Genomic DNA, 22,623 nt, shown 5'->3' on the forward strand with positions numbered 1-22,623 from the left:
CTCATTTTGCGAGGGCTTTATGGCTCGTACAACACCGATTAATCGCTACCGTAACATTGGTATCGTTGCTCACGTGGATGCTGGTAAAACCACCACCACCGAGCGCGTCCTTTTTTACACTGGCAAAAGTCACAAAATGGGCGAGGTGCATGACGGCGCCGCGACCACAGACTGGATGGTTCAGGAGCAGGAGCGTGGTATTACCATTACTTCTGCTGCCATTACCGCTTTCTGGCAGGGTTCTGCGAAGCAGCACAAGGACCAATACCGCTTCAACGTCATCGATACCCCGGGCCACGTAGACTTCACTATTGAAGTAGAACGTTCCCTGCGTGTACTCGACGGCGCGGTCGTTGTGTTCTGCGGTACTTCCGGCGTTGAGCCTCAGTCCGAAACCGTATGGCGTCAAGCCAACAAGTACGGCGTTCCACGTATCGTTTACGTGAACAAAATGGACCGTGCCGGTGCGAACTTCCTGCGCGTGATCGCTCAGATCAAGCAGCGCCTGGGTCACACTCCGGTGCCTATCCAGTTGGCTATCGGTTCCGAAGACAACTTCCAGGGTCAGATCGATCTGATGACCATGGAAGCCGTTTACTGGAACGATGCTGACAAGGGTATGACTCCACGTCGCGAAGCTATCCCTGCTGAATTGCAGGAGCTGGCTGAAGAGTGGCGCAGCAACATGGTTGAGGCTGCGGCCGAAGCCAGCGAAGAGCTGATGAACAAGTACCTCGAAGGTGAAGAACTTACCATCGAGGAAATCAAGGGTGCTCTGCGTCAGCGTACCATCGCTGGTGAAATCGTCCTGGCTGTTTGCGGTTCTTCCTTCAAGAACAAGGGTGTTCCCCTGGTTCTCGATGCCGTTATCGACTACCTGCCTGCACCCACTGACATTCCAGCCATCAAGGGTACCGACCCGGATGACGAAGAAGTTCAGATGGAGCGTCATGCAGACGACAACGAGCCGTTCTCGGCTCTGGCGTTCAAGATCGCTACCGACCCATTCGTGGGTACCTTGACCTTCGTTCGAGTTTACTCGGGCGTGTTGGCCTCCGGCGACGGCGTGATCAACTCGGTCAAAGGCAAGAAAGAGCGCGTGGGTCGTATGGTGCAAATGCACGCAAACGCCCGTGAAGAAATCAAGGAAGTACGCGCTGGTGACATCGCGGCCTTGATCGGCATGAAGGACGTCACCACTGGTGAAACCTTGTGCAACGCTGATAAGCCAATCATCCTGGTTCGCATGGACTTCCCGGAGCCGGTTATTTCGGTTGCCGTAGAGCCTAAGACCAAGGATGACCAGGAAAAAATGGGTATCGCTCTGGGCAAACTTGCTCAGGAAGACCCATCTTTCCGCGTCAAAACTGATGAAGAGACTGGTCAAACGATCATCTCTGGCATGGGCGAGCTGCACCTGGACATCCTGGTTGACCGGATGCGCCGTGAGTTCAACGTCGAAGCCAACATCGGTAAGCCTCAGGTTTCCTATCGTGAGCGCATCACGAAGAACTGTGAAATCGAAGGCAAGTTCGTTCGTCAGTCCGGTGGTCGTGGTCAGTTCGGCCATTGCTGGATCCGTTTTGCACCTGCTGACGAAGGTCAGGAAGGTCTGCAATTCCTGAACGAAGTAGTGGGTGGTGTGGTTCCTAAGGAATACATCCCGGCTATCCAGAAGGGCATCGAAGAGCAGATGAAGAACGGCGTTGTTGCCGGCTATCCGCTGATCGGCCTGAAGGCTACCGTGTTTGATGGTTCTTACCACGACGTCGACTCTAACGAGATGGCGTTTAAGGTGGCTGCCTCCATGGCGACCAAGCAACTGGCCCAGAAGGGCGGTGGTGAGTTGCTCGAGCCGATCATGGCGGTAGAGGTTGTTACGCCTGAAGACTATATGGGTGACGTGATGGGCGACCTTAACCGTCGTCGCGGCATGATCTTGGGTATGGAAGACACGGTCTCCGGCAAAGTAATTCGTGCCGAAGTTCCGCTGGGTGAAATGTTCGGTTATGCGACCGACGTTCGTTCCATGTCTCAGGGTCGCGCAAGCTACTCTATGGAATTCAAAAAATACAATACAGCTCCGTCGCACATCGTCGAAACTGTAACCAAAAAACAAGGCTGATTCAGTCCTTTAGGCAAGGAGTTAATTGTCGTGGCTAAAGAAAAATTTGATCGTTCCCTACCGCACGTCAACGTTGGCACCATCGGTCACGTTGACCACGGTAAAACCACTCTGACCGCTGCGCTGACCCGCGTTTGCTCCGAAGTTTTCGGTTCCGCAATCGTTGAATTCGACAAGATCGACAGCGCTCCAGAAGAGAAAGCTCGCGGTATCACCATCAACACCGCGCACGTCGAGTACAACTCGAACATTCGTCACTACGCTCACGTTGACTGCCCAGGTCACGCTGACTACGTGAAGAACATGATCACCGGTGCTGCCCAGATGGACGGCGCGATCCTGGTTTGCTCGGCTGCCGATGGTCCGATGCCACAAACCCGTGAGCACATCCTGCTGTCCCGTCAGGTAGGCGTTCCGTACATCGTGGTCTTCCTGAACAAGGCTGACCTGGTTGACGACGCTGAGCTGCTGGAACTGGTCGAGATGGAAGTTCGCGACCTGCTGAGCACCTACGACTTCCCAGGTGATGACACTCCAATCATCATCGGTTCGGCTCGTATGGCGCTGGAAGGCAAAGACGACAACGAAATGGGTACTACCGCTGTCAAGAAGCTGGTAGAAACTCTGGACAGCTACATCCCAGAGCCAGAGCGTGCTATCGACAAGCCGTTCCTGATGCCAATCGAAGACGTATTCTCGATCTCCGGTCGCGGTACCGTGGTAACTGGCCGTATCGAGCGTGGTATCGTCAAGGTTCAAGACGCGCTGGAAATCGTTGGTCTGCGTGACACCACCACCACTACCTGTACTGGTGTTGAAATGTTCCGCAAACTGCTCGACGAAGGTCGTGCTGGCGAGAACTGCGGCGTTCTGCTGCGTGGTACCAAGCGTGACGACGTTGAGCGTGGCCAGGTTCTGGTCAAGCCAGGTTCGGTCAAGCCGCACACCAAGTTCACCGCAGAAGTCTACGTTCTGAGCAAGGAAGAAGGCGGTCGTCACACTCCGTTCTTCAAAGGCTACCGTCCACAGTTCTACTTCCGTACTACTGACGTGACCGGTAACTGCGAACTGCCAGAAGGCGTTGAAATGGTAATGCCAGGTGACAACATCCAAATGGTTGTTACCCTGATCAAAACCATCGCGATGGAAGACGGTCTGCGTTTCGCAATCCGTGAAGGCGGCCGTACCGTTGGTGCTGGCGTCGTAGCTAAAATCATCGAGTAAGCCTCTTTTATAGAGTCTGCTTGATGCTTTGAAAGGGCCCCCGCTTAGCGGGGGCTTTTTTATTGGGTTGACACCTATCTGGGGCGTCTATAGAATTGCGCCTCCTTTTAACGGGCGTATTGCGCCCGGTGGGAATAGCAGCCGGAGTCTGAAATCCAATGCAAAATCAGCAAATCCGTATCAGGTTGAAGGCTTTTGACCATCGCCTGATCGACCAATCAACCCAGGAAATCGTGGAAACCGCGAAACGTACTGGTGCTCAAGTGCGTGGTCCAATTCCACTGCCTACTCGCAAAGAGCGGTTCACCGTTCTGGTCTCCCCGCACGTCAACAAAGACGCGCGTGACCAGTACGAGATCCGTACTCACAAGCGCGTTCTGGACATCGTCCAGCCAACGGATAAAACCGTTGACGCGCTTATGAAGCTCGATCTTGCGGCAGGTGTGGAAGTGCAGATCAGCCTCGGCTAAGACTCTGTTCTTAGTCGTGTAACGCTCTGAAATGGGCGGCCATAGCGGGTGAAAGCCCCGTACACTCATGAGGTTTACAACATGACTATTGGTGTAGTCGGTCGTAAATGCGGTATGACCCGTATTTTCACCGAAGAAGGTGTCTCCATTCCGGTTACGGTCATTGAGATCGAGCCGAATCGCGTCACCCAGTTCAAAACTGAAGAGACCGATGGCTACCGTGCAGTGCAAGTCACTGTCGGCGAGCGTCGCGCTTCGCGTGTTACAGCTGCTCAAGCTGGTCACTTCGCCAAGGCGAACGTTGCCGCTGGTCGCACTGTCCTGGAATTCCGTCTTGAAGAAGGCGAATACAAGGCTGGCGATCTGATCAACGCTGAAATCTTCGCTGCTGGTCAACTGGTTGATGTAACCGGTCAGTCCAAAGGTAAGGGTTTCGCCGGTACGATCAAGCGTTGGAATTTCCGCGGGCAAGATAACACCCACGGTAACTCCGTATCCCACCGCGTTCCAGGCTCTATCGGCCAGTGCCAGACTCCTGGTCGTGTATTCAAGGGCAAAAAAATGTCCGGTCATATGGGCGCAGAGCGCGTGACCGTGCAGTCCCTGGAAGTAGTGCGCGTGGACGCTGAACGCAATCTGTTGTTGGTCAAGGGCGCTGTTCCTGGCGCTACTGGCGGCAACGTGGTTGTACGTCCAGCAGCCAAGGCTCGCGGTTAAGGGGAAGCTGACATGCAATTAAATGTAAATGACGCTCAAGCGATCGAAGTTTCCGAACTGACATTTGGCGGCGAATTCAACGAGACGCTGGTTCACCAAGCAGTCGTGGCCTACATGGCTGGCGGCCGTCAAGGTAGCAAGCAGCAGAAGACCCGTTCCGACGTTTCCGGTGGCGGCAAGCGCCCATGGCGTCAGAAAGGTACTGGTCGTGCTCGTGCCGGTACTATCCGTAGCCCAATCTGGCGTGGCGGCGGTACCACTTTCGCAGCTCGTCCTCAGGATCACTCCCAGAAGCTGAACAAGAAGATGTATCGCGCAGCAATGCGTTCCATCCTTGCTGAGCTGGTGCGTACTGATCGTCTGGTGGTTGTTCAGGATTTCGCTGTTGAAACCCCGAAAACCAAAGACCTGCTGAGCAAACTGACTGGCATGAGTCTGACCGATGTTCTGATCGTGTCTGACGCTGTTGACCAGAACCTGTACCTGGCTGCTCGCAACCTGCCACACGTCGATGTTCGTGACGTGCAGGGTTCCGATCCGGTCAGTCTGATCGCATACGACAAGGTGTTGATCACCGTGTCGGCCGTGAAGAAATTCGAGGAGCTGCTGGGATGAACCAGGAACGCGTATTTAAAGTTCTGCTTGGCCCGCACGTTTCCGAGAAGGCTACGGTTCTGGCAGACAAAAAAGGTCAGTTCGTTTTCAAGGTTGCTACCGACGCAACCAAGCTGGAAATCAAGAAGGCCGTCGAAAGCCTGTTCAGCGTGAAAGTAGAGCGCGTGACTACCCTGAATGTTCTGGGTAAGAGCAAGCGTACCGCTCGCGGTCTGGGCAAGCGCAATGACTGGAAGAAGGCAGTTATCTCCCTTCAGCCAGGCCAAGATCTCGATTTCAGCAGCAGTGCTGAGTAAGGAAGGGGTGCATCATGGCAATCGTTAAATGCAAACCGACTTCCCCTGGCCGCCGTTTTGTGGTCAAGGTGGTCAACCAGGAGCTGCATAAAGGCGCTCCTCACGCACCGCTGCTCGAGAAAAAATCGAAGTCTGGTGGTCGTAACAACAATGGCCGTATCACTACACGTCACGTGGGTGGTGGTCATAAGCAGCATTATCGTCTGGTCGACTTCCGTCGCAACGACAAAGATGGCATCGCTGCCACTGTCGAGCGTATCGAATACGATCCAAACCGTACTGCTCACATCGCTCTGCTGCTGTACGCAGACGGCGAGCGTCGCTACATCATCGCGCCTAAAGGCGTGAGTGCTGGCGACCAGCTGATCGCGGGCGCTCTGGCTCCAATCAAGCCAGGCAACACCCTGCAGCTGCGCAACATCCCAGTGGGTTCGACCGTACACGGTATCGAACTGAAACCAGGCAAGGGTGCTCAGATCGCTCGTTCCGCTGGTGCTTCGGCTCAGCTGATCGCTCGTGAAGGTGTCTACGTTACCCTGCGTCTGCGTTCCGGTGAAATGCGTAAAGTGCTGTCGGAATGCCGTGCAACGTTGGGCGAAGTCTCGAACTCCGAGCATAGCCTGCGTTCCCTGGGTAAAGCCGGTGCCAAACGCTGGCGTGGCGTTCGCCCAACCGTTCGTGGTGTTGCCATGAACCCGGTTGACCACCCGCATGGTGGTGGTGAAGGTCGTACCTCCGGTGGTCGTCATCCGGTATCGCCGTGGGGCTTCCCGACTAAGGGCGCGAAGACTCGTGGTAATAAGCGTACCGACAAAATGATCGTCCGTCGTCGCAAGTAAATAGAGGGATACGACAGTGCCACGTTCTCTGAAAAAAGGTCCTTTTATCGATCTTCACCTACTGAAGAAGATCGAAGTGGCGGCGGAAAAGAACGATCGCAAACCAGTTAAAACCTGGTCGCGTCGTTCGATGATCCTGCCACAAATGGTCGGTCTGACCATCGCTGTGCATAACGGTCGTCAACATGTTCCAGTTCTCGTGAACGAAGACATGGTCGGTCACAAACTGGGCGAATTTGCCGGCACCCGTACCTATCGTGGTCACGTGGCCGACAAGAAAGCCAAGCGTTAAGGGGTTAGGAAATGGAAGTAGCCGCTAAGTTGTCGGGCGCTCGAATCTCCGCCCAGAAAGCCCGCTTGGTCGCCGACCAGATCCGCGGGAAGAAGGTGGGCGAAGCGCTCAACCTGCTGGCTTTCAGCAGTAAGAAAGCCGCTGAGATCATTAAAAAAGTGCTGGAGTCGGCCGTAGCCAACGCCGAGCATAACGAAGGCGCAGACGTTGATGACCTGAAGGTCAGCACCGTTTTCGTCAACGAAGGGCGTTCGCTGAAGCGCATCATGCCACGTGCCAAAGGCCGTGCTGATCGCATCGTCAAGCGGTCTTGCCATATCACTGTCAAGGTTGCTGACAAGTAACGGAGTCGAAGAGATGGGTCAGAAAGTACATCCCATTGGCATTCGCCTGGGAATCGTCAAGGAGCACACCTCCGTCTGGTACGCAGACGGTCGCACTTACGCGGACTATCTGCTTGCAGATCTGAACGTGCGTGCATACCTCCAAGACAAATTAAAAAGCGCGTCCGTAAGCCGTATCGATATCCATCGCCCGGCTCAAACCGCACGCATCACCATCCACACCGCTCGTCCAGGTATCGTTATCGGGAAGAAAGGTGAAGATGTTGAGAAGCTGCGTCAGGACCTGACCAAGCAAATGGGTGTGCCTGTGCACATCAATATCGAAGAGATCCGCAAGCCGGAGCTCGACGGTATGCTGGTTGCGCAGAGCGTAGCTCAGCAGCTGGAACGTCGCGTAATGTTCCGTCGCGCCATGAAGCGCGCCGTACAGAACGCCATGCGTATTGGTGCCAAGGGCATCAAGATCCAGGTGAGCGGTCGTCTCGGCGGTGCTGAGATCGCACGTACTGAATGGTATCGCGAAGGTCGTGTGCCACTGCACACCCTGCGTGCCGATATCGACTATGCCACCTACGAAGCTCACACCACTTATGGTGTGATCGGTGTGAAGGTTTGGATTTTCAAAGGCGAAGTAATTGGTGGTCGCCAAGAAGAACTGAAACCACAAGCACCAGCGCCTCGTAAAAAAGCTGCTAAGTAAGGGGTACGCCAAATGTTGCAACCAAAGCGTACGAAGTTCCGCAAGCAGATGACCGGCCACAACCGTGGTCTGGCACTGCGCGGTAGCAAAGTCAGCTTCGGCGAGTTCGCGCTGAAGTCTGTTGCTCGCGGTCGTCTCACCGCCCGTCAGATCGAGTCGGCACGTCGTGCTCTGACCCGTCACGTAAAACGTGGCGGCAAGATCTGGATCCGTGTATTCCCGGACAAGCCTATCTCCAAAAAGCCCCTCGAAGTTCGTATGGGTAAAGGTAAGGGTAACGTCGAATACTGGGTTGCCCAGATTCAGCCAGGCAAAGTCCTGTATGAAATCGAGGGTGTTTCTGAAGAGCTGGCGCGTGAGGCTTTCGCCCTGGCTGCTGCAAAGCTGCCGCTCGCCACCTCCTTTGTTAAACGGACGGTGATGTGATGAAAGCGAATGAACTTCGTGAAAAATCCGCACAGCAGCTGAACGAGCAACTGCTCGGCCTGCTGCGCGACCAGTTCAATCTGCGTATGCAGAAAGCAACTGGCCAGTTGGGGCAGTCTCACCTGCTCTCGCAAGTTAAGCGCGACATCGCTCGTGTGAAAACTGTGCTCAACCAGCAGGCAGGTAAGTGATCATGGCTGAAGCCGAAAAGACCGTCCGTACGCTGACTGGCCGTGTTGTCAGCGACAAAATGGACAAGACCATCACCGTTCTGATCGAGCGTCGCGTAAAGCACCCGATCTACGGTAAATACGTTAAGCGTTCGACTAAGCTGCACGCGCACGACGAAACCAACCAGTGCCACATCGGCGACAAGGTCACCATTCGTGAGACCCGTCCGCTGGCCAAGACCAAGTCTTGGGCGCTGGTTGATGTTATCGAACGCGCTGTGGAAGTCTAAGGACTAGGGGTCGGAGAAATTATATGATTCAGACTCAATCCATGCTCGATGTGGCCGATAACAGCGGCGCTCGTCGCGTTATGTGCATCAAGGTGCTGGGTGGCTCCCATCGTCGTTACGCTGCAATTGGTGACATCATCAAAGTTACCGTCAAGGAAGCAATTCCTCGCGGTAAGGTGAAAAAAGGCCAGGTGATGACTGCTGTTGTAGTCCGCACCCGTCACGGCGTACGCCGTGCCGATGGTTCGATCATTCGCTTTGATGGCAACGCTGCTGTTCTGCTGAACAACAAGCAAGAGCCAATCGGCACCCGTATCTTTGGGCCAGTGACCCGTGAACTTCGTAATGAGAAGTTCATGAAGATCGTCTCGCTCGCCCCAGAAGTGCTGTAAGGAGATCCGACATGCAAAAGATTCGTCGTGATGACGAGATCATCGTGATCGCCGGCAAAGACAAAGGTAAGCGCGGTAAGGTGCTTAAGGTTCTGGCTGATGACCGTCTGGTCGTCGGTGGCCTGAATCTGGTCAAGCGTCATACCAAGCCTAACCCGATGTCGGGCGTACAGGGCGGTATCGTCGAGAAAGAAGCGCCACTGCACGCTTCCAACGTCGCCATTTTCAACAGCGAAACCAACAAGGCTGACCGCGTTGGTTTCAAAGTAGAAGACGGCAAGAAAATTCGTGTCTTCAAGTCGACCCAAAAAGCGGTTGATGCTTGAACACTGCTAGGTAGAAGACCATGGCACGACTGAAAGAGATTTACCGGAAGGAAATCGCTCCGAAGCTTAAGGAAGAACTTAAGCTGGCGAACGTGATGGAAGTTCCGCGCATTACCAAGATCACCCTGAACATGGGTCTGGGCGAAGCGATCGGCGACAAAAAAGTCATCGAGCACGCTGTTGCCGACCTGGAAAAGATCACCGGCCAGAAAGTCGTTGTGACTCACGCTCGCAAATCCATCGCAGGCTTCAAAGTCCGCGAAGGTTGGCCGATCGGTGTCAAAGTGACCCTGCGTCGCGATCGTATGTACGAGTTCCTGGATCGTCTGCTGTCGATCTCCCTGCCTCGGGTTCGCGACTTCCGCGGCCTGAATGCCAAGTCCTTCGATGGTCGTGGCAACTACAGCATGGGCGTTAAAGAGCAGATCATCTTCCCGGAAATCGACTACGACAAGATCGATGCTCTGCGCGGTCTGGACATTACCCTGACCACCACTGCCAAGACGGATGAAGAAGGTCGCGCACTGCTGCGTGCTTTCAAATTCCCGTTCCGCAACTGATTGGAGTAGGAAAATGGCCAAGAAGAGCATGAAAAACCGTGAGCTGAAGCGTCAGCTCACCGTTGCCAAATACGCCGCCAAGCGTGCAGCGCTCAAAGCAACCATCGTCGATCTGAACGCAAGTCCAGAAGCGCGTTGGGAAGCTTCGGTAGCTCTGCAGAAGCAGCCACGTGACGCCAGCGCTTCGCGCCTGCGTAACCGCTGCCGCCTGACCGGTCGTCCGCACGGCGTTTACCGCAAGTTCGGCCTGGGCCGTAACAAGCTGCGTGAAGCTGCCATGCGTGGTGACGTACCAGGTCTGGTTAAAGCCAGCTGGTAAGCCGCACTTCCTGAGTTGCCCTGGTCTGTTTCGCAAGATACTGACCAGTGGTGACCTGGAGATTGAATCAAGCCCCTTTTGGGGCTTGATTCATTTCTGGGGTGTGTCTAGAATGACCGGCTCGCCTGAGCCCGCGCTTTTTATGTGTGGAGTACCTCGGCGACAGTTAGTTGTAGCCGCAAGGCTCATTTTTTTTGTATCAGGAGCATCTAGCCCATGAGTATGCAGGACCCGTTAGCGGACATGCTAACTCGAATCCGTAATGCCCAGATGGCTGAAAAGTCCGTCGTAAGCATGCCGTCTTCCACGTTGAAGGTGGCTGTAGCAAAAGTCCTGAAGGACGAAGGTTACATCGCGGGTTTTCAGGTAACTACCGACGCCAAGCCGTCGCTGTCCATCGAGCTGAAGTACTTCGAAGGCCGTCCGGTCATCGAGGAAGTGAAGCGCGTTAGCCGTCCTGGCCTGCGTCAGTACAAGTCCGTCGAAGATCTGCCGAAAGTACGTGGCGGTCTGGGCGTGTCTATCGTCTCCACCAACAAAGGTGTGATGACTGATCGTGCTGCGCGCGCTGCCGGTGTCGGCGGCGAAGTTCTTTGCACAGTGTTCTAAGGGGGGATAAGCATGTCTCGCGTCGCTAAGAACCCCGTTAAGCTGCCAGCTGGCGTCGAAGTAAAATTCGCCGGCCAACAGCTTTCGGTGAAGGGTGCCAAGGGCACTCTCGAACTGAACGTCCATTCGTCTGTTGAGATTGTTGAAGAAGCTGGTGAGCTGCGTTTCGCTGCTCGCAATGGCGATCAACAAACTCGCGCAATGGCCGGTACCACTCGTGCGTTGGTAAACAACATGGTCCAAGGCGTAAGCCAAGGCTTCGAGCGCAAGCTCCAGCTGGTCGGTGTTGGTTACAAAGCGCAAGCAAAAGGCTCGGTCCTGAACCTGGCACTTGGCTTCTCGCATCCAGTGGATTACGAACTGCCGGAAGGCATCACCGCTGAAACTCCTAGCCAGACCGACATCCTGATCAAGGGTATCGATAAGCAGCTGGTAGGTCAGGTGGCCGCCGAGATCCGCGACTTCCGTCCACCAGAGCCTTATAAAGGTAAAGGTGTGCGCTACGCGGACGAAGTCGTCCGTCGTAAAGAAGCCAAGAAGAAGTAGGGCATAGCAAATGACCGACAAAAAAGTTACTCGACTGCGTCGCGCTCGCAAAGCACGCCTGAAAATGCACGAACTCGAAGTCGTGCGTCTCTGCGTGTTCCGCTCTTCGCAGCACATCTACGCCCAGGTCATTTCGGCCGACGGCAACAAGGTCTTGGCCAGCGCCTCGACTTTGGATAAAGAACTGCGTGATGGTGCCACTGGCAACATCGACGCGGCCACTAAGGTTGGCCAGCTGGTCGCTTCGCGTGCTAAAGCCGCAGGCGTCTCGCAGGTGGCTTTCGACCGCTCTGGCTTCAAGTACCACGGCCGCGTCAAGGCGCTGGCTGATGCTGCTCGTGAAGCTGGGCTGGAGTTCTAAGTTATGTCAAATAACGACCAAAAGCGCGACGAAGGCTACATCGAGAAGCTGGTTCAAGTTAACCGCGTAGCCAAAACCGTTAAAGGCGGCCGTATCTTCACTTTCACCGCGTTGACCGTGGTGGGTGATGGTAAGGGCCGTGTAGGCTTCGGCCGTGGCAAGTCGCGTGAAGTGCCTGCTGCGATCCAGAAGGCTATGGAAGCTGCTCGCCGCAACATGATCCAGGTGGACCTGAACGGCACCACTCTGCAGTACGCCATGAAGTCCGCCCACGGCGCTTCGAAGGTTTACATGCAGCCTGCATCTGAAGGTACCGGTATCATCGCTGGCGGCGCCATGCGTGCTGTCCTCGAAGTTGCTGGCGTTCAGAACGTTCTGGCCAAGTGCTACGGCTCGACCAACCCGGTAAACGTGGTTCACGCCACTTTCAAGGGTCTGAAAGCCATGCAATCCCCTGAGTCCATTGCTGCCAAGCGCGGCAAAACTGCAGCGGAGATCCTGTGATCATGGCAACCGTAAAAGTAACGCTGATCAAAAGCATGACCGGCCGCATCCCTAACCACAAACTGTGCGTTAAGGGTCTGGGTCTGCGTCGCATCGGTCACACTGTAGAAGTCCAGGATACTCCCGAGAATCGCGGGATGATCAACAAGGCTTACTACATGCTGCGTGTCGAGGGTTAATCGATGAAACTCAATGATCTGAGTCCAGCGCCGGGTTCCCGTCGCGAAAAGCATCGTCCGGGCCGTGGTATCGGTAGTGGTTTGGGTAAGACTGGTGGCCGTGGTCACAAAGGTCAGACCTCCCGTTCCGGTGGCACCATTGCTCCAGGCTTTGAAGGCGGTCAACAGCCGCTGCATCGTCGCCTGCCGAAGTTCGGTTTCGTTTCCCTGAAAGCCATGGATCGCGCAGAAGTGCGTCTGTCCGAGCTGGCCAAGGTGGAAGGCGATGTCGTAACCGTGCAGTCCCTGAAAGATGCCAACGTGATCAACCAGAACGTACAGCGTGTGAAAATCATGCTGTCGGGCGAAGTGACTCGCGCTGTAACTATCAAGGGCATCGCCGCCACCAAAGGTGCGCGTGCGGCTATCGAAGCAGCTGGCGGCAAGTTCGAGGAATAAATGGCTAAGCAAGGTGCTCTCTCAGCGCTCAGCAAAGGCGGGTTGTCCGAGCTCTGGGCTCGACTGCGTTTCCTGTTCCTGGCGATTATCGTCTATCGGATAGGCGCGCACATCCCAGTTCCAGGCATCAACCCGGACCGGCTGGCGGACCTGTTTCGACAGAATGAGGGGACCATTCTTAGCTTGTTCAACATGTTTTCCGGCGGCGCGCTGGAGCGGATGAGTATCTTTGCACTGGGGATCATGCCGTACATTTCGGCATCGATCATCATGCAGCTGATGACCGCTATCAGCCCGCAGCTGGAGCAGTTGAAGAAGGAAGGTGAGGCTGGTCGTCGCAAGATCAGTCAATACACCCGCTATGGCACCGTCGTCCTGGCACTTGTTCAAGCCATTGGCATGTCCATTGGTCTGGCTGGTCAGGGCGTAGCTTTTTCTGCTGATTTCGGCTTCCATTTCGTTGCGGTGTCCACGTTCGTGGCCGGCGCAATGTTCATGATGTGGCTGGGTGAGCAGATTACAGAGCGCGGTGTTGGCAACGGTATCTCGATGCTGATTTTTTCGGGTATCGTCGCCGGTCTTCCGAGAGCGATCGGGCAGTCTTTCGAGTCTGCGCGTCAGGGTGATATCAATATCTTCGCCCTGGTTGCCATCGGTTTGCTGGCAGTAGCGATTATCGGTTTTGTGGTGTTCATTGAGCGTGGTCAGCGTCGTATTGCTGTTCATTACGCCAAGCGTCAGCAGGGCCGTAAGGTCTTCGCTGCGCAGACCAGCCACTTGCCGCTGAAAGTGAATATGGCCGGTGTGATTCCAGCTATCTTCGCGAGCAGCATCTTGCTGTTTCCGGCTTCGTTGGGTGCCTGGTTCGGTCAGTCTGAAGGTATGGGCTGGTTGCAGGACATCTCGCAGTCGATCGCTCCTGGTCAGCCGTTGAATATTCTGCTGTTTAGTGCAGGGATTATTTTCTTCTGCTTCTTCTATACGGCGTTGATGTTCAATCCGAAAGACGTAGCGGAAAACCTGAAGAAGTCCGGTGCCTTTATTCCGGGTATCCGTCCAGGCGAGCAGTCGGCACGCTACATTGATGGCGTTCTGACCCGTTTGACCATGTTCGGTGCTCTATATATGACGGCCGTGTGCCTGTTGCCCCAGTTCCTGGTGGTTGCAGCAAACGTTCCGTTCTACCTTGGCGGGACCTCGTTGCTGATCGTGGTCGTGGTTGTGATGGACTTCATGTCTCAAGTGCAATCTCACCTCGTTTCGCACCAGTACGAATCCCTGATGAAGAAAGCCAACCTGAAGGGCTACGGCAGCGGCATGCTGCGCTGAAGCACCCATAAGGTTCGAGGAGTTGGTGATGAAAGTTCGTGCATCGGTGAAAAAGCTGTGCCGTAACTGCAAGATTATTCGCCGCGAAGGTGTGGTTCGAGTAATTTGCAGCGCGGAACCGCGTCACAAACAGCGCCAAGGCTGAGTGTGATCTGCTTGAAGCCCAGCAGCTAGTGCGCTGCTGGGTTGATTATTTGTTATTACAGCGATATTATCTCGCGCCCTATTTCTTGGCTTCCGGGGCGTAGGTAGCTGTCAATTGGAGTCCCACTGAATGGCCCGTATTGCAGGCGTTAACATTCCAGATAACAAGCACACTGTTATCTCGCTGACCTACATCTATGGTGTTGGTCGCACTACTGCACAGAAAATTTGTGCGGTGACTGGGGTCAACCCAGCCGCAAAGATCAAGGATCTGAGCGACGAGCAGATTGAACAGCTGCGTGGCGAAGTGGCGAAGTTCACCACTGAAGGTGACCTGCGTCGCGAAATCAACATGAAAATCAAGCGCTTGATGGACCTGGGCTGCTACCGCGGTCTGCGTCATCGTAAAGGTCTTCCAGTACGCGGTCAGCGTACCAAGACCAACGCGCGTACTCGCAAAGGTCCGCGTAAGCCGATCCGCAAGTAATCGCACCAGCGCATCGACAGGAATTTAGTCATGGCAAAACCTGCTGCTCGTCCTCGTAAGAAAATCAAAAAGACAGTGGTTGATGGCATCGCCCACATCCACGCGTCTTTCAACAACACCATCGTGACCATCACCGACCGTCAAGGTAACGCTCTTTCCTGGGCAACCTCCGGTGGTTCGGGTTTCCGCGGTTCGCGTAAGTCCACTCCGTTCGCTGCTCAGGTAGCTGCTGAACGTGCTGGTCAAGCTGCGCTGGAATACGGCCTGAAAAACCTCGACGTCAACGTCAAGGGTCCAGGTCCAGGTCGTGAGTCCGCTGTCCGTGCATTGAACAGCTGTGGCTATAAGATCGCCAGCATCACCGACGTGACGCCTATCCCGCACAACGGGTGCCGTCCGCCGAAGAAGCGCCGCGTGTAATCCAGGAGATTGTAAAGAATGGCTCGTTACATTGGTCCAAAATGCAAACTGGCTCGTCGCGAAGGCACCGATCTCTTCCTGAAGAGCGGCGTGCGCGCTATCGAATCCAAGTGCAACATCGAAGCAGCACCTGGTATCCACGGCCAACGCCGCGGTCGCCAGTCCGACTACGGCACCCAACTGCGTGAAAAGCAGAAGGTTCGTCGTATCTATGGCGTTCTTGAGCGTCAGTTCAGCGGCTACTATAAGCAAGCTGCTGGCAAGAAAGGTGCAACCGGTGAAAACCTGCTGCAACTGCTCGAATGCCGTCTGGACAACGTTGTATACCGTATGGGCTTTGGTTCTACTCGTGCCGAATCCCGTCAACTGGTATCGCACAAGTCGATCAGCGTTAACGGCAAAACCGTAAACGTCCCGTCCTACCAGGTTCGTGCTGGTGACGTGGTTGCTATTCGTGAGAAAGCAAAGAATCAACTGCGCATTGTCCAGGCTCTCGAACTGTGTGCCCAGCGTGGCCGCGTAGAATGGGTAGAAGTGGACGCTGAGAAGAAGTCGGGCGTTTTCAAGAACGTTCCTGCTCGCAGTGACCTCTCCGCCGACATCAACGAAAGCCTGATTGTCGAGCTCTACTCCAAGTAAGGGCTAGAAAATAGGTGCATCCATGCAGATTTCGGTAAATGAGTTCCTGACACCCCGTCATATCGACGTGCAGGTTGTCAGTCCAACCCGCGCTAAAATCACTCTCGAGCCTCTCGAGCGTGGTTTTGGCCACACCCTGGGCAACGCGCTGCGCCGCATCCTGTTGTCCTCAATGCCAGGCTGTGCAGTAGTCGAGGCCGAGATTGACGGTGTGCTCCACGAGTACAGCGCCATCGAAGGTGTACAGGAAGATGTCATTGAAATCCTGTTGAACCTTAAAGGTCTGGCTATCAAGCTGCACGGCCGTGACGAAGTTACGCTGACCTTGTCGAAGAAGGGTTCGGGGGTGGTTACCGCTGCCGATATTCAGCTGGATCATGATGTCGAGATCGTCAATCCCGATCACGTAATCGCCAACCTGGCGTCGAATGGCGCCTTGAACATGAAGCTCACTGTAGCTCGTGGTCGTGGCTATGAACCAGCCGACTCGCGTCAGAGCGATGAAGACGAAAGCCGCAGCATCGGTCGCTTGCAGCTCGACTCTTCGTTCAGCCCGGTTCGCCGTATCGCTTACGTGGTGGAAAACGCCCGTGTCGAACAGCGTACCAACCTGGACAAACTGGTTATTGATCTGGAAACCAACGGTACTCTGGATCCTGAAGAGGCTATCCGTCGTGCTGCAACCATCCTGCAACAGCAGTTGGCTGCGTTCGTCGACCTCAAGGGTGACAGTGAGCCAGTGGTTGTCGAGCAGGAAGACGAGATCGATCCGATCCTGCTTCGCCCGGTTGACGATCTGGAACTGACTGTACGTTCGGCTAACTGCCTTAAGGCGGAAAACATCTACTACATCGGCGACCTGATTCAGCGTACCGAAGTAGAGCTGTTGAAGACTCCGAACCTGGGCAAGAAGTCCCTGACTGAAATCAAGGATGTTCTGGCCTCCCGCGGTCTGTCCCTCGGCATGCGCCTCGATAACTGGCCGCCTGCAAGTCTTAAGAAGGACGACAAGGCGACTGCCTGATCGTCGTAATCACCGAACGTAGTGTTTGGTAAGGAATGAACCATGCGTCATCGTAAAAGTGGTCGTCACCTGAGCCGCACCAGCTCGCACCGCAAGGCCATGTTTCAAAACATGGCAGTGTCGCTGTTCGAGCACGAGCTGATCAAAACGACTCTGCCAAAAGCCAAGGAACTGCGCCGCGTTGCCGAGCCGCTGATCACCCTGGCCAAAGTAGACAGCGTTGCTAACCGCCGTCTGGCTTTCGACCGTACTCGTTCGAAAGCTATGGTTGGTAAGCTCTTCAACGACCTGGGCAAGCGTTACGCTACCCGTCAGGGTGGCTACCTGCGCATCCTGAAGTGCGGTTTCCGCGCTGGCGACAACGCTCCTATGGCGTACGTCGAGTTGGTTGATCGTGCTACTGCTGGCGAAGCTGTATCTGCCGAGTAAGACGTCAGTCTGAAACAAGGAACCGGGCCTAGTGCCCGGTTTTTTGTGCCTGCTATTAAAGTGACAACTGTTAATAGTTGTTAACTATCGCTCCGCAACGCGTAATGAATTTGTGCCTGTCACCTTCCTGGTTAATACTCCTTCTCAGCCGATTAGCCGGCAGCACCGAGACCCTGAGAGGAAGGATGAATATGAGCCAGAACAAAACGCTGACGACCGCCAGCGGCGCTCCTGTCGCAGATAACCAGAATTCCCGTTCCGCTGGCCCGCGTGGCCCGCTGCTGCTCGACGACTTTCACCTGATCGAGAAGCTTGCCCACTTCAACCGTGAAAACATCCCTGAGCGGCGCGTACATGCCAAGGGGTCGGGCGCCTACGGAACTTTCACCGTCACCCGGGACATTACCCAGTACACCAGCGCCAAACTGTTCGATTCGGTGGGCAAAAAGACCGAGACCTTCCTGCGTTTCTCCACTGTGGGTGGTGAACGCGGTTCGGCAGACACCGAGCGGGACCCACGGGGTTTTGCCCTCAAGTTCTACACCGAGGAAGGCAATTGGGACATCGTTGGCAACAACACTCCGGTGTTCTTCATCCGTGACCCGTTGAAGTTTCCGGACTTTATCCACACCCAGAAACGTCTGCCGCAAAGCAACCTGAAAAGTGCGCAAATGATGTGGGACTTCTGGTCGCACTCGCCTGAGGCGCTGCACCAGATCACCATCCTGTTCTCTGACCGTGGGATTCCGGACGGCTATCGCCACATGCATGGCTTTGGCAGTCACACCTACAGCCTGATCAATGCCAAGGGCGAGCGTCATTGGGTCAAGTGGCACTACAAGACCAAGCAAGGCATCAAGAACCTGGCGCCGGCCGAAGCGGCACGCCTGGCAGGCACTGACCCGGATTACGCCCAGCGTGACCTGTTTAATGCCATCGAGCGCGGCGATTTCCCGAAATGGAGCGTGTGCATCCAGATCATGACCGAGGCCCAGGCTGCTGCGCACTACGAGAACCCGTTCGACGTAACCAAAACCTGGTCGCAGAAAGAGTTCCCGCTGATCGAGGTGGGCGAGCTGGAGCTCAATCGTAATCCGCTGAACTACTTCGCTGAAGTCGAGCAGGCGGCCTTTGGTCCGAGCAACATGGTGCCAGGTGTCGGTCTGTCCCCAGACCGCATGCTGCAAGGTCGTGTATTCGCCTACGCTGATGCCCACCGCTACCGTGTCGGCACCAACCACCAGCAACTGCCAGTGAACGCGCCACGCAGTGCGGTCAACAGCTACCAGCGCGACGGCGCCATGGCTTTTGGCAGCAACGGTGGTGCGGCGCCGAACTACGAGCCGAACAGCTACGCCGATGCGCCGAAACAGGCTCCTCGCTACGCTGAGCCGGCCCTGGCTCTCAGTGGCGCGGCGGATCGCTACGATCACCGCGAAGATAGCGACTATTTCAGCCATGCAGGTGCGCTGTTCCGCCTGATGAACGACGAGCAGAAGGCACTGTTGATCAACAACATCGCCGGCGCGATGACAGGTGTTTCCGATGATGTGGTGCAGCGCCAACTGCAGTATTTCGTCAAAGCCGACCCGGCTTACGGCGAAGGCATCGCGAAGGTGCTGGGAGTAGTGCTGAAGTAAGTCTAAACGAGAAGCAGAACCGCCCTCATTTGGGCGGTTTTTCGCTTCAGATCGGTGATTTTTCTCTGCTATTTCTCACTTTTTTGCTGTTTTGACCGTGACCTTCCGGTCAGCTTGGTTCAAAATACAGACTTTCAAGCAGGGAGATGTAGGGCGATGCAAGGTCACCCGGACGTAATCGATTACCTCAACACGTTGCTGACCGGTGAATTGGCAGCCCGTGACCAATATCTGATCCATTCTCGGATGTATGAGGACTGGGGCTTGAGCAAGCTCTACGAGCGCATCAACCACGAGAGTGAGGAAGAGGCGCAGCACGCCGATGCGCTGATCCGTCGGATCCTGATGCTCGAAGGCACCCCGCGCATGCGCCCGGACGACCTTGATGTCGGCGCTACCGTGCCGGACATGTTCGCCGCCGACCTGCGCCTGGAGTACAAGGTGCGCGCTGCGCTGTGCAAGGGCATCGAACTCTGCGAGCAGCACAAGGACTACGTCTCCCGCGATATCCTGCGTCAGCAACTGGCCGATACCGAGGAAGATCACACCTACTGGCTGGAGAAGCAGTTGGGTCTGATCAAGTCCGTTGGGCTGGAGAATTACCTGCAGTCGCAGTTCTGAGGTAAGTGGCCGGTGCTATGCACCGGTTCGCTGGCAAGCCAGGCTCTTACAAGGGCAACGGCGTACCCCTCATCGGAGCGCGACGCGATCCTGTAGGCGCTAGGCTTGCCAACGAAGGCCATTTCAGCCGCACAAAAAAGCCCCGGTCATCACACGATGACCGGGGCTTTTTCATTCCTGCCGCTTACGCCCGGTCGCGAATCAACAGGGGTTTCAGGTAATGCCCGGTATGCGACTGTGGCATTTCCGCCACCTGCTCCGGCGTACCCACCGCGATGATCTGGCCACCCTTGGAGCCGCCTTCAGGGCCCAGGTCGACCAGCCAGTCGGCGGTCTTGATGACATCCAGGTTGTGCTCGATCACCACCACGGTGTTGCCGTGGTCCCGCAGGCGGTGCAGCACGTCGAGTAACTGCTGGATATCCGCGAAGTGCAGGCCGGTGGTCGGTTCGTCGAGGATGTACAGGGTTTTGCCGGTGTCGCGCTTTGACAGCTCGCGAGACAGTTTGACCCGCTGTGCCTCGCCGCCGGACAGGGTGGTTGCCGACTGTCCCAGCTTGATATAGGACAGCCCCACATCCATCAGCGTCTGTAGCTTGCGCGCCAGTGCCGGCACCGCATCGAAGAACTCCCGCGCCTCCTCGATAGTCATTTCCAGCACTTCGTGGATGTTCTTGCCCTTGTACTTGATCTCCAGGGTCTCGCGGTTGTAGCGCTTGCTCTTGCACACGTCGCACGGCACATAGATATCCGGCAGGAAGTGCATCTCCACCTTGATCAGGCCATCGCCCTGGCAGGCTTCACAGCGACCGCCCTTGACGTTGAACGAGAAGCGCCCCGGGCCGTAGCCGCGTGAGCGCGATTCGGGCACGCCGGAGAACAACTCACGGATGGGCGTGAACAGGCCGGTGTAGGTCGCCGGGTTCGAGCGTGGGGTCCGACCGATCGGGCTCTGGTCGATATCCACCACCTTGTCCAGATGCTGCAGGCCGTTGATGCTGTCGTGGGCCGCCGCTTCCAGGGTGGTCGCGCCGTTGAGCGCGGTGGCGCTCAAGGGGAACAGGGTGTTGTTGATCAGGGTCGACTTGCCCGAGCCGGATACGCCGGTCACGCAGGTCAGCAGTCCGATCGGAATCTCCAGGTCGACATTGCGCAGGTTGTTGCCGCGCGCACCCTTGAGCGTTAGCGACAGCTTCTTGTTGCGTGGGGTGCGTTTGGCTGGCACCTCGATCTTCACGCGTCCCGAGAGGTATTTGCCGGTCAGCGAGTCCGGGTGGGCCATGACCTCGGCCGCCGTGCCCTGGGCAACGATGTTGCCACCATGCACGCCGGCGCCGGGGCCGATATCCACCACATAGTCGGCCAGGCGGATTGCGTCCTCGTCGTGCTCGACGACGATCACCGTGTTGCCGATGTCCCGCAGATGCTTGAGGGTACCGAGCAGGCGATCGTTGTCGCGCTGGTGCAGGCCGATGGACGGCTCGTCGAGAATGTACATCACTCCGACCAGCCCGGCGCCGATCTGGCTGGCCAGGCGGATGCGCTGGGCTTCGCCGCCGGACAGGGTATCGGCGCTGCGATCCAGGGTCAGATAGTCGAGGCCTACGTTGACCAGGAACTGCAGGCGTTCGCAGATCTCCTTGAGGATCTTGTCGGCGATCTCGCCACGGCGCCCGGTCAGCTTCAACCCCGAGAAATAGTCGGTGGCATCGCCAATCGGCAGGTTGGTGACCGCCGGCAGAGTCTTCTCACCCACCCACACATGTCGCGCCTCACGACGCAGGCGTGTGCCACGACAATCCGGACACGGCTGGGTGCTGAGAAACTTGGCCAGTTCCTCGCGCACGGTGGCCGACTCGGTCTCGCGGTAGCGGCGCTCCAGGTTCGGCACGATGCCTTCGAAGGGGTGCGAACGTTTGACGATGTCGCCACGGTCGTTGAGGTACTTGAAGTCGACGTTCTGGTTGCCGCTGCCGCTGAGAATGACCTTCTGCTGATCCGCCGGCAGGGTGTTGAACGGCACTTCCAGGCTGAAGCCGTAGTGCGCGGCCAGCGAGCCGAGCATCTGGAAGTAATAGACGTTGCGCCGGTCCCAACCGCGTATCGCCCCTTCGGCCAGGGTCAGGTCGCCATTGACCAGGCGCTTGATGTCGAAGAACTGCTTCACGCCCAGGCCATCACAGGTCGGGCAGGCACCGGCCGGGTTGTTGAAGGAGAACAGCTTGGGTTCCAGCTCGCTGATGGCGTGGCCGCAGATCGGGCAGGCGAAGCGCGCAGAGAAAATCATCTCCTCGCCCGGCTCGTCGTCCATTGGCGCGACCAGGGCAATGCCATCGGCCAGTTTCAGCGCGGTCTCGAAGGATTCCGCCAGGCGCTGTTGCAGGTCGGCGCGGACCTTGAAACGGTCGACCACGACATCGATCGAGTGCTTCTTCTGCTTATCGAGCTTGGGGACTTCGTCCAACTCGTACAGCTTGCCATTGACCCGCGCGCGGACGAAGCCCTGGGCCCGCAACTCTTCGAACACCGACAGATGCTCGCCCTTGCGCTCACGGATCACCGGCGCCAGCAGCATCAGCTTGGCGCCTTCGGGTTGGGCCAGTACCAGATCGACCATCTGGCTGACGGTCTGCGCCTCCAGCGGGATATCGTGATCCGGGCAGCGCGGCGTCCCCACTCGGGCGTACAGCAGGCGCAGGTAGTCGTAGATTTCGGTAATGGTGCCGACCGTCGAGCGCGGGTTGTGCGAGGTCGACTTCTGTTCGATGGAAATCGCCGGCGACAGGCCTTCGATGGTGTCGACGTCGGGTTTTTCCATCATCGACAGGAACTGCCGGGCATAGGCCGACAGCGATTCGACGTAGCGGCGCTGGCCTTCGGCATACAGCGTGTCGAACGCCAGGGAAGACTTGCCGGACCCGGACAGGCCGGTGATGACGATCAGCTTGTCCCGAGGCAGGGTCAGGTCGATGTTCTTCAGGTTGTGGGTTCGAGCCCCACGAATCAGGATCTTGTCCAAAGTGGCCTCGCACGGCGGGCGGTAAAGGCAGGAGTATAAAACTAAATACTGGATGGATGCACACTATCGCGACACGACGTTACAGCCTTGCATGACAGGATGCTGAACGAGTGAGTGACAAAGCGTCAC

The 22,623-nt window shown here is 56.3% G+C and carries 33 protein-coding genes; 32 read left to right on the forward strand and 1 reads right to left on the reverse strand.

Translation table 11 applies throughout. The features are described 5' to 3' along the window. The first annotated feature begins 19 nt into the window (after positions 1 to 19). The 32 genes from fusA (at position 20) to bfr (ending at position 19,475) form a co-directional block, all read left to right on the forward strand. On the forward strand, positions 20 to 2,125 hold the full coding sequence (gene fusA, locus BLU37_RS10555) for an elongation factor G (RefSeq protein WP_010443957.1): 2,106 nt from the start codon (positions 20 to 22) through the stop codon (positions 2,123 to 2,125). A gap of 30 nt (positions 2,126 to 2,155) precedes the next feature. Continuing rightward, positions 2,156 to 3,349: an elongation factor Tu gene (gene tuf, locus BLU37_RS10560; RefSeq protein WP_090204646.1), complete on the forward strand. Its 1,194-nt coding sequence runs from the start codon at positions 2,156 to 2,158 to the stop codon at positions 3,347 to 3,349. A gap of 158 nt (positions 3,350 to 3,507) precedes the next feature. Next, entirely contained in the window at positions 3,508 to 3,819 is a 312-nt protein-coding gene (gene rpsJ, locus BLU37_RS10565; protein ID WP_003186070.1) for a 30S ribosomal protein S10, read from the forward strand. A gap of 81 nt (positions 3,820 to 3,900) precedes the next feature. Then, positions 3,901 to 4,536, forward strand: a complete 636-nt coding sequence (gene rplC, locus BLU37_RS10570; protein ID WP_010443950.1) for a 50S ribosomal protein L3 — start codon at positions 3,901 to 3,903, stop codon at positions 4,534 to 4,536. Positions 4,537 to 4,548: 12 nt separating this feature from the next. Then, positions 4,549 to 5,151, forward strand: coding sequence for a 50S ribosomal protein L4 (gene rplD, locus BLU37_RS10575; RefSeq protein ID WP_010443949.1), 603 nt, complete (start codon positions 4,549 to 4,551; stop codon positions 5,149 to 5,151). After that, a complete protein-coding gene (gene rplW / locus BLU37_RS10580; protein ID WP_002555488.1) occupies positions 5,148 to 5,447 on the forward strand; it encodes a 50S ribosomal protein L23 in 300 nt (99 codons plus the stop codon). Before rplD ends, rplW begins: the two co-directional genes overlap by 4 nt. Positions 5,448 to 5,461: 14 nt before the next feature. After that, positions 5,462 to 6,286 (forward strand): 50S ribosomal protein L2, encoded by an 825-nt coding sequence (gene rplB / locus BLU37_RS10585; protein ID WP_010443948.1) that lies wholly within the window; start codon positions 5,462 to 5,464, stop codon positions 6,284 to 6,286. 16 nt (positions 6,287 to 6,302) lie between these two features. Next, positions 6,303 to 6,578 carry a 30S ribosomal protein S19 gene (gene rpsS / locus BLU37_RS10590; RefSeq protein ID WP_002555486.1) on the forward strand — a complete coding sequence of 92 codons (276 nt, stop codon included), beginning with the start codon at positions 6,303 to 6,305 and terminating at the stop codon, positions 6,576 to 6,578. An 11-nt stretch (positions 6,579 to 6,589) separates the two neighbouring features. After that, complete coding sequence (rplV, locus tag BLU37_RS10595) at positions 6,590 to 6,922, forward strand: 50S ribosomal protein L22 (RefSeq protein ID WP_003210077.1); 333 nt, start codon at positions 6,590 to 6,592, stop codon at positions 6,920 to 6,922. Positions 6,923 to 6,935: 13 nt separating this feature from the next. After that, complete coding sequence (gene rpsC / locus BLU37_RS10600; protein ID WP_010443927.1) at positions 6,936 to 7,622, forward strand: 30S ribosomal protein S3; 687 nt, start codon at positions 6,936 to 6,938, stop codon at positions 7,620 to 7,622. 12 nt (positions 7,623 to 7,634) lie between these two features. Continuing rightward, positions 7,635 to 8,048, forward strand: coding sequence for a 50S ribosomal protein L16 (gene rplP, locus BLU37_RS10605; RefSeq protein WP_003228729.1), 414 nt, complete (start codon positions 7,635 to 7,637; stop codon positions 8,046 to 8,048). Next, the gene (rpmC, locus tag BLU37_RS10610) at positions 8,048 to 8,239 is read left to right on the forward strand and encodes a 50S ribosomal protein L29 (protein WP_002555481.1); all 192 of its coding nucleotides are present in this window, start codon (positions 8,048 to 8,050) and stop codon (positions 8,237 to 8,239) included. Before rplP ends, rpmC begins: the two co-directional genes overlap by 1 nt. Before the next feature lie 2 nt (positions 8,240 to 8,241). Further along, positions 8,242 to 8,508 (forward strand): 30S ribosomal protein S17, encoded by a 267-nt coding sequence (rpsQ, locus tag BLU37_RS10615; protein WP_010443926.1) that lies wholly within the window; start codon positions 8,242 to 8,244, stop codon positions 8,506 to 8,508. A gap of 23 nt (positions 8,509 to 8,531) precedes the next feature. Beyond that, positions 8,532 to 8,900 (forward strand): 50S ribosomal protein L14, encoded by a 369-nt coding sequence (gene rplN / locus BLU37_RS10620; RefSeq protein ID WP_010443925.1) that lies wholly within the window; start codon positions 8,532 to 8,534, stop codon positions 8,898 to 8,900. A gap of 11 nt (positions 8,901 to 8,911) precedes the next feature. Continuing rightward, positions 8,912 to 9,226, forward strand: a complete 315-nt coding sequence (rplX, locus tag BLU37_RS10625) for a 50S ribosomal protein L24 (protein ID WP_010443924.1) — start codon at positions 8,912 to 8,914, stop codon at positions 9,224 to 9,226. Positions 9,227 to 9,246: 20 nt separating this feature from the next. Further along, entirely contained in the window at positions 9,247 to 9,786 is a 540-nt protein-coding gene (gene rplE, locus BLU37_RS10630) for a 50S ribosomal protein L5 (protein ID WP_010443923.1), read from the forward strand. Positions 9,787 to 9,799: 13 nt separating this feature from the next. Then, positions 9,800 to 10,105, forward strand: a complete 306-nt coding sequence (gene rpsN / locus BLU37_RS10635; RefSeq protein WP_010443922.1) for a 30S ribosomal protein S14 — start codon at positions 9,800 to 9,802, stop codon at positions 10,103 to 10,105. Positions 10,106 to 10,321: 216 nt separating this feature from the next. After that, on the forward strand, positions 10,322 to 10,714 hold the full coding sequence (gene rpsH / locus BLU37_RS10640; protein ID WP_010443921.1) for a 30S ribosomal protein S8: 393 nt from the start codon (positions 10,322 to 10,324) through the stop codon (positions 10,712 to 10,714). Between the two features lie 12 nt (positions 10,715 to 10,726). After that, positions 10,727 to 11,260 carry a 50S ribosomal protein L6 gene (gene rplF / locus BLU37_RS10645; protein WP_010443920.1) on the forward strand — a complete coding sequence of 178 codons (534 nt, stop codon included), beginning with the start codon at positions 10,727 to 10,729 and terminating at the stop codon, positions 11,258 to 11,260. A 10-nt stretch (positions 11,261 to 11,270) separates the two neighbouring features. Beyond that, the gene (gene rplR, locus BLU37_RS10650; RefSeq protein WP_010443919.1) at positions 11,271 to 11,621 is read left to right on the forward strand and encodes a 50S ribosomal protein L18; all 351 of its coding nucleotides are present in this window, start codon (positions 11,271 to 11,273) and stop codon (positions 11,619 to 11,621) included. Positions 11,622 to 11,624: 3 nt separating this feature from the next. Beyond that, on the forward strand, positions 11,625 to 12,125 hold the full coding sequence (gene rpsE / locus BLU37_RS10655) for a 30S ribosomal protein S5 (protein WP_010443918.1): 501 nt from the start codon (positions 11,625 to 11,627) through the stop codon (positions 12,123 to 12,125). A 2-nt stretch (positions 12,126 to 12,127) separates the two neighbouring features. Then, complete coding sequence (gene rpmD, locus BLU37_RS10660; protein ID WP_003176408.1) at positions 12,128 to 12,304, forward strand: 50S ribosomal protein L30; 177 nt, start codon at positions 12,128 to 12,130, stop codon at positions 12,302 to 12,304. 3 nt (positions 12,305 to 12,307) lie between these two features. Then, positions 12,308 to 12,742 (forward strand): 50S ribosomal protein L15, encoded by a 435-nt coding sequence (gene rplO / locus BLU37_RS10665; RefSeq protein WP_010220318.1) that lies wholly within the window; start codon positions 12,308 to 12,310, stop codon positions 12,740 to 12,742. Then, complete coding sequence (gene secY, locus BLU37_RS10670) at positions 12,743 to 14,071, forward strand: preprotein translocase subunit SecY (RefSeq protein WP_010443917.1); 1,329 nt, start codon at positions 12,743 to 12,745, stop codon at positions 14,069 to 14,071. It abuts the gene before it with no gap. A 28-nt stretch (positions 14,072 to 14,099) separates the two neighbouring features. Beyond that, on the forward strand, positions 14,100 to 14,216 hold the full coding sequence (rpmJ, locus tag BLU37_RS10675) for a 50S ribosomal protein L36 (RefSeq protein WP_002555468.1): 117 nt from the start codon (positions 14,100 to 14,102) through the stop codon (positions 14,214 to 14,216). A 129-nt stretch (positions 14,217 to 14,345) separates the two neighbouring features. After that, positions 14,346 to 14,702 (forward strand): 30S ribosomal protein S13, encoded by a 357-nt coding sequence (rpsM, locus tag BLU37_RS10680; protein ID WP_010443916.1) that lies wholly within the window; start codon positions 14,346 to 14,348, stop codon positions 14,700 to 14,702. 30 nt (positions 14,703 to 14,732) lie between these two features. Next, the gene (gene rpsK, locus BLU37_RS10685; RefSeq protein ID WP_010443915.1) at positions 14,733 to 15,122 is read left to right on the forward strand and encodes a 30S ribosomal protein S11; all 390 of its coding nucleotides are present in this window, start codon (positions 14,733 to 14,735) and stop codon (positions 15,120 to 15,122) included. Between the two features lie 18 nt (positions 15,123 to 15,140). Then, on the forward strand, positions 15,141 to 15,761 hold the full coding sequence (rpsD, locus tag BLU37_RS10690; RefSeq protein WP_010443914.1) for a 30S ribosomal protein S4: 621 nt from the start codon (positions 15,141 to 15,143) through the stop codon (positions 15,759 to 15,761). Between the two features lie 22 nt (positions 15,762 to 15,783). Beyond that, complete coding sequence (locus tag BLU37_RS10695; RefSeq protein ID WP_003186012.1) at positions 15,784 to 16,785, forward strand: DNA-directed RNA polymerase subunit alpha; 1,002 nt, start codon at positions 15,784 to 15,786, stop codon at positions 16,783 to 16,785. A gap of 42 nt (positions 16,786 to 16,827) precedes the next feature. Then, positions 16,828 to 17,214, forward strand: a complete 387-nt coding sequence (rplQ, locus tag BLU37_RS10700; protein ID WP_090204649.1) for a 50S ribosomal protein L17 — start codon at positions 16,828 to 16,830, stop codon at positions 17,212 to 17,214. A 191-nt stretch (positions 17,215 to 17,405) separates the two neighbouring features. After that, positions 17,406 to 18,854, forward strand: a complete 1,449-nt coding sequence (locus BLU37_RS10705) for a catalase (RefSeq protein ID WP_090204652.1) — start codon at positions 17,406 to 17,408, stop codon at positions 18,852 to 18,854. Between the two features lie 156 nt (positions 18,855 to 19,010). Beyond that, the gene (gene bfr, locus BLU37_RS10710; protein ID WP_010443910.1) at positions 19,011 to 19,475 is read left to right on the forward strand and encodes a bacterioferritin; all 465 of its coding nucleotides are present in this window, start codon (positions 19,011 to 19,013) and stop codon (positions 19,473 to 19,475) included. 184 nt (positions 19,476 to 19,659) lie between these two features. Here bfr and uvrA read toward each other — a convergent pair whose 3' ends face one another. Further along, positions 19,660 to 22,494, reverse strand: coding sequence for an excinuclease ABC subunit UvrA (uvrA, locus tag BLU37_RS10715; protein ID WP_010443908.1), 2,835 nt, complete (start codon positions 22,492 to 22,494; stop codon positions 19,660 to 19,662). Positions 22,495 to 22,623: the final 129 nt, after the last annotated feature.

Origin of the sequence: Pseudomonas asplenii (assembly GCF_900105475.1) — a bacterium.
GTDB classification, from domain to species: Bacteria; Pseudomonadota; Gammaproteobacteria; order Pseudomonadales; family Pseudomonadaceae; genus Aquipseudomonas; species Aquipseudomonas asplenii.

Coding starts and splice junctions, on each gene's coding strand:
- fusA (WP_010443957.1), top strand. CDS start 20: ATGGCTCGTACAACACCGATTAATCGCTACCGTAACATTGGTATCGTT.
- rpsJ (WP_003186070.1), top strand. CDS start 3,508: ATGCAAAATCAGCAAATCCGTATCAGGTTGAAGGCTTTTGACCATCGC.
- rplC (WP_010443950.1), top strand. CDS start 3,901: ATGACTATTGGTGTAGTCGGTCGTAAATGCGGTATGACCCGTATTTTC.
- rplD (WP_010443949.1), top strand. CDS start 4,549: ATGCAATTAAATGTAAATGACGCTCAAGCGATCGAAGTTTCCGAACTG.
- rplW (WP_002555488.1), top strand. CDS start 5,148: ATGAACCAGGAACGCGTATTTAAAGTTCTGCTTGGCCCGCACGTTTCC.
- rplB (WP_010443948.1), top strand. CDS start 5,462: ATGGCAATCGTTAAATGCAAACCGACTTCCCCTGGCCGCCGTTTTGTG.
- rplV (WP_003210077.1), top strand. CDS start 6,590: ATGGAAGTAGCCGCTAAGTTGTCGGGCGCTCGAATCTCCGCCCAGAAA.
- rpsC (WP_010443927.1), top strand. CDS start 6,936: ATGGGTCAGAAAGTACATCCCATTGGCATTCGCCTGGGAATCGTCAAG.
- rplP (WP_003228729.1), top strand. CDS start 7,635: ATGTTGCAACCAAAGCGTACGAAGTTCCGCAAGCAGATGACCGGCCAC.
- rpmC (WP_002555481.1), top strand. CDS start 8,048: ATGAAAGCGAATGAACTTCGTGAAAAATCCGCACAGCAGCTGAACGAG.
- rpsQ (WP_010443926.1), top strand. CDS start 8,242: ATGGCTGAAGCCGAAAAGACCGTCCGTACGCTGACTGGCCGTGTTGTC.
- rplN (WP_010443925.1), top strand. CDS start 8,532: ATGATTCAGACTCAATCCATGCTCGATGTGGCCGATAACAGCGGCGCT.
- rplX (WP_010443924.1), top strand. CDS start 8,912: ATGCAAAAGATTCGTCGTGATGACGAGATCATCGTGATCGCCGGCAAA.
- rplE (WP_010443923.1), top strand. CDS start 9,247: ATGGCACGACTGAAAGAGATTTACCGGAAGGAAATCGCTCCGAAGCTT.
- rpsN (WP_010443922.1), top strand. CDS start 9,800: ATGGCCAAGAAGAGCATGAAAAACCGTGAGCTGAAGCGTCAGCTCACC.
- rpsH (WP_010443921.1), top strand. CDS start 10,322: ATGAGTATGCAGGACCCGTTAGCGGACATGCTAACTCGAATCCGTAAT.
- rplF (WP_010443920.1), top strand. CDS start 10,727: ATGTCTCGCGTCGCTAAGAACCCCGTTAAGCTGCCAGCTGGCGTCGAA.
- rplR (WP_010443919.1), top strand. CDS start 11,271: ATGACCGACAAAAAAGTTACTCGACTGCGTCGCGCTCGCAAAGCACGC.
- rpsE (WP_010443918.1), top strand. CDS start 11,625: ATGTCAAATAACGACCAAAAGCGCGACGAAGGCTACATCGAGAAGCTG.
- rpmD (WP_003176408.1), top strand. CDS start 12,128: ATGGCAACCGTAAAAGTAACGCTGATCAAAAGCATGACCGGCCGCATC.
- rplO (WP_010220318.1), top strand. CDS start 12,308: ATGAAACTCAATGATCTGAGTCCAGCGCCGGGTTCCCGTCGCGAAAAG.
- secY (WP_010443917.1), top strand. CDS start 12,743: ATGGCTAAGCAAGGTGCTCTCTCAGCGCTCAGCAAAGGCGGGTTGTCC.
- rpmJ (WP_002555468.1), top strand. CDS start 14,100: ATGAAAGTTCGTGCATCGGTGAAAAAGCTGTGCCGTAACTGCAAGATT.
- rpsM (WP_010443916.1), top strand. CDS start 14,346: ATGGCCCGTATTGCAGGCGTTAACATTCCAGATAACAAGCACACTGTT.
- rpsK (WP_010443915.1), top strand. CDS start 14,733: ATGGCAAAACCTGCTGCTCGTCCTCGTAAGAAAATCAAAAAGACAGTG.
- rpsD (WP_010443914.1), top strand. CDS start 15,141: ATGGCTCGTTACATTGGTCCAAAATGCAAACTGGCTCGTCGCGAAGGC.
- BLU37_RS10695 (WP_003186012.1), top strand. CDS start 15,784: ATGCAGATTTCGGTAAATGAGTTCCTGACACCCCGTCATATCGACGTG.
- rplQ (WP_090204649.1), top strand. CDS start 16,828: ATGCGTCATCGTAAAAGTGGTCGTCACCTGAGCCGCACCAGCTCGCAC.
- BLU37_RS10705 (WP_090204652.1), top strand. CDS start 17,406: ATGAGCCAGAACAAAACGCTGACGACCGCCAGCGGCGCTCCTGTCGCA.
- bfr (WP_010443910.1), top strand. CDS start 19,011: ATGCAAGGTCACCCGGACGTAATCGATTACCTCAACACGTTGCTGACC.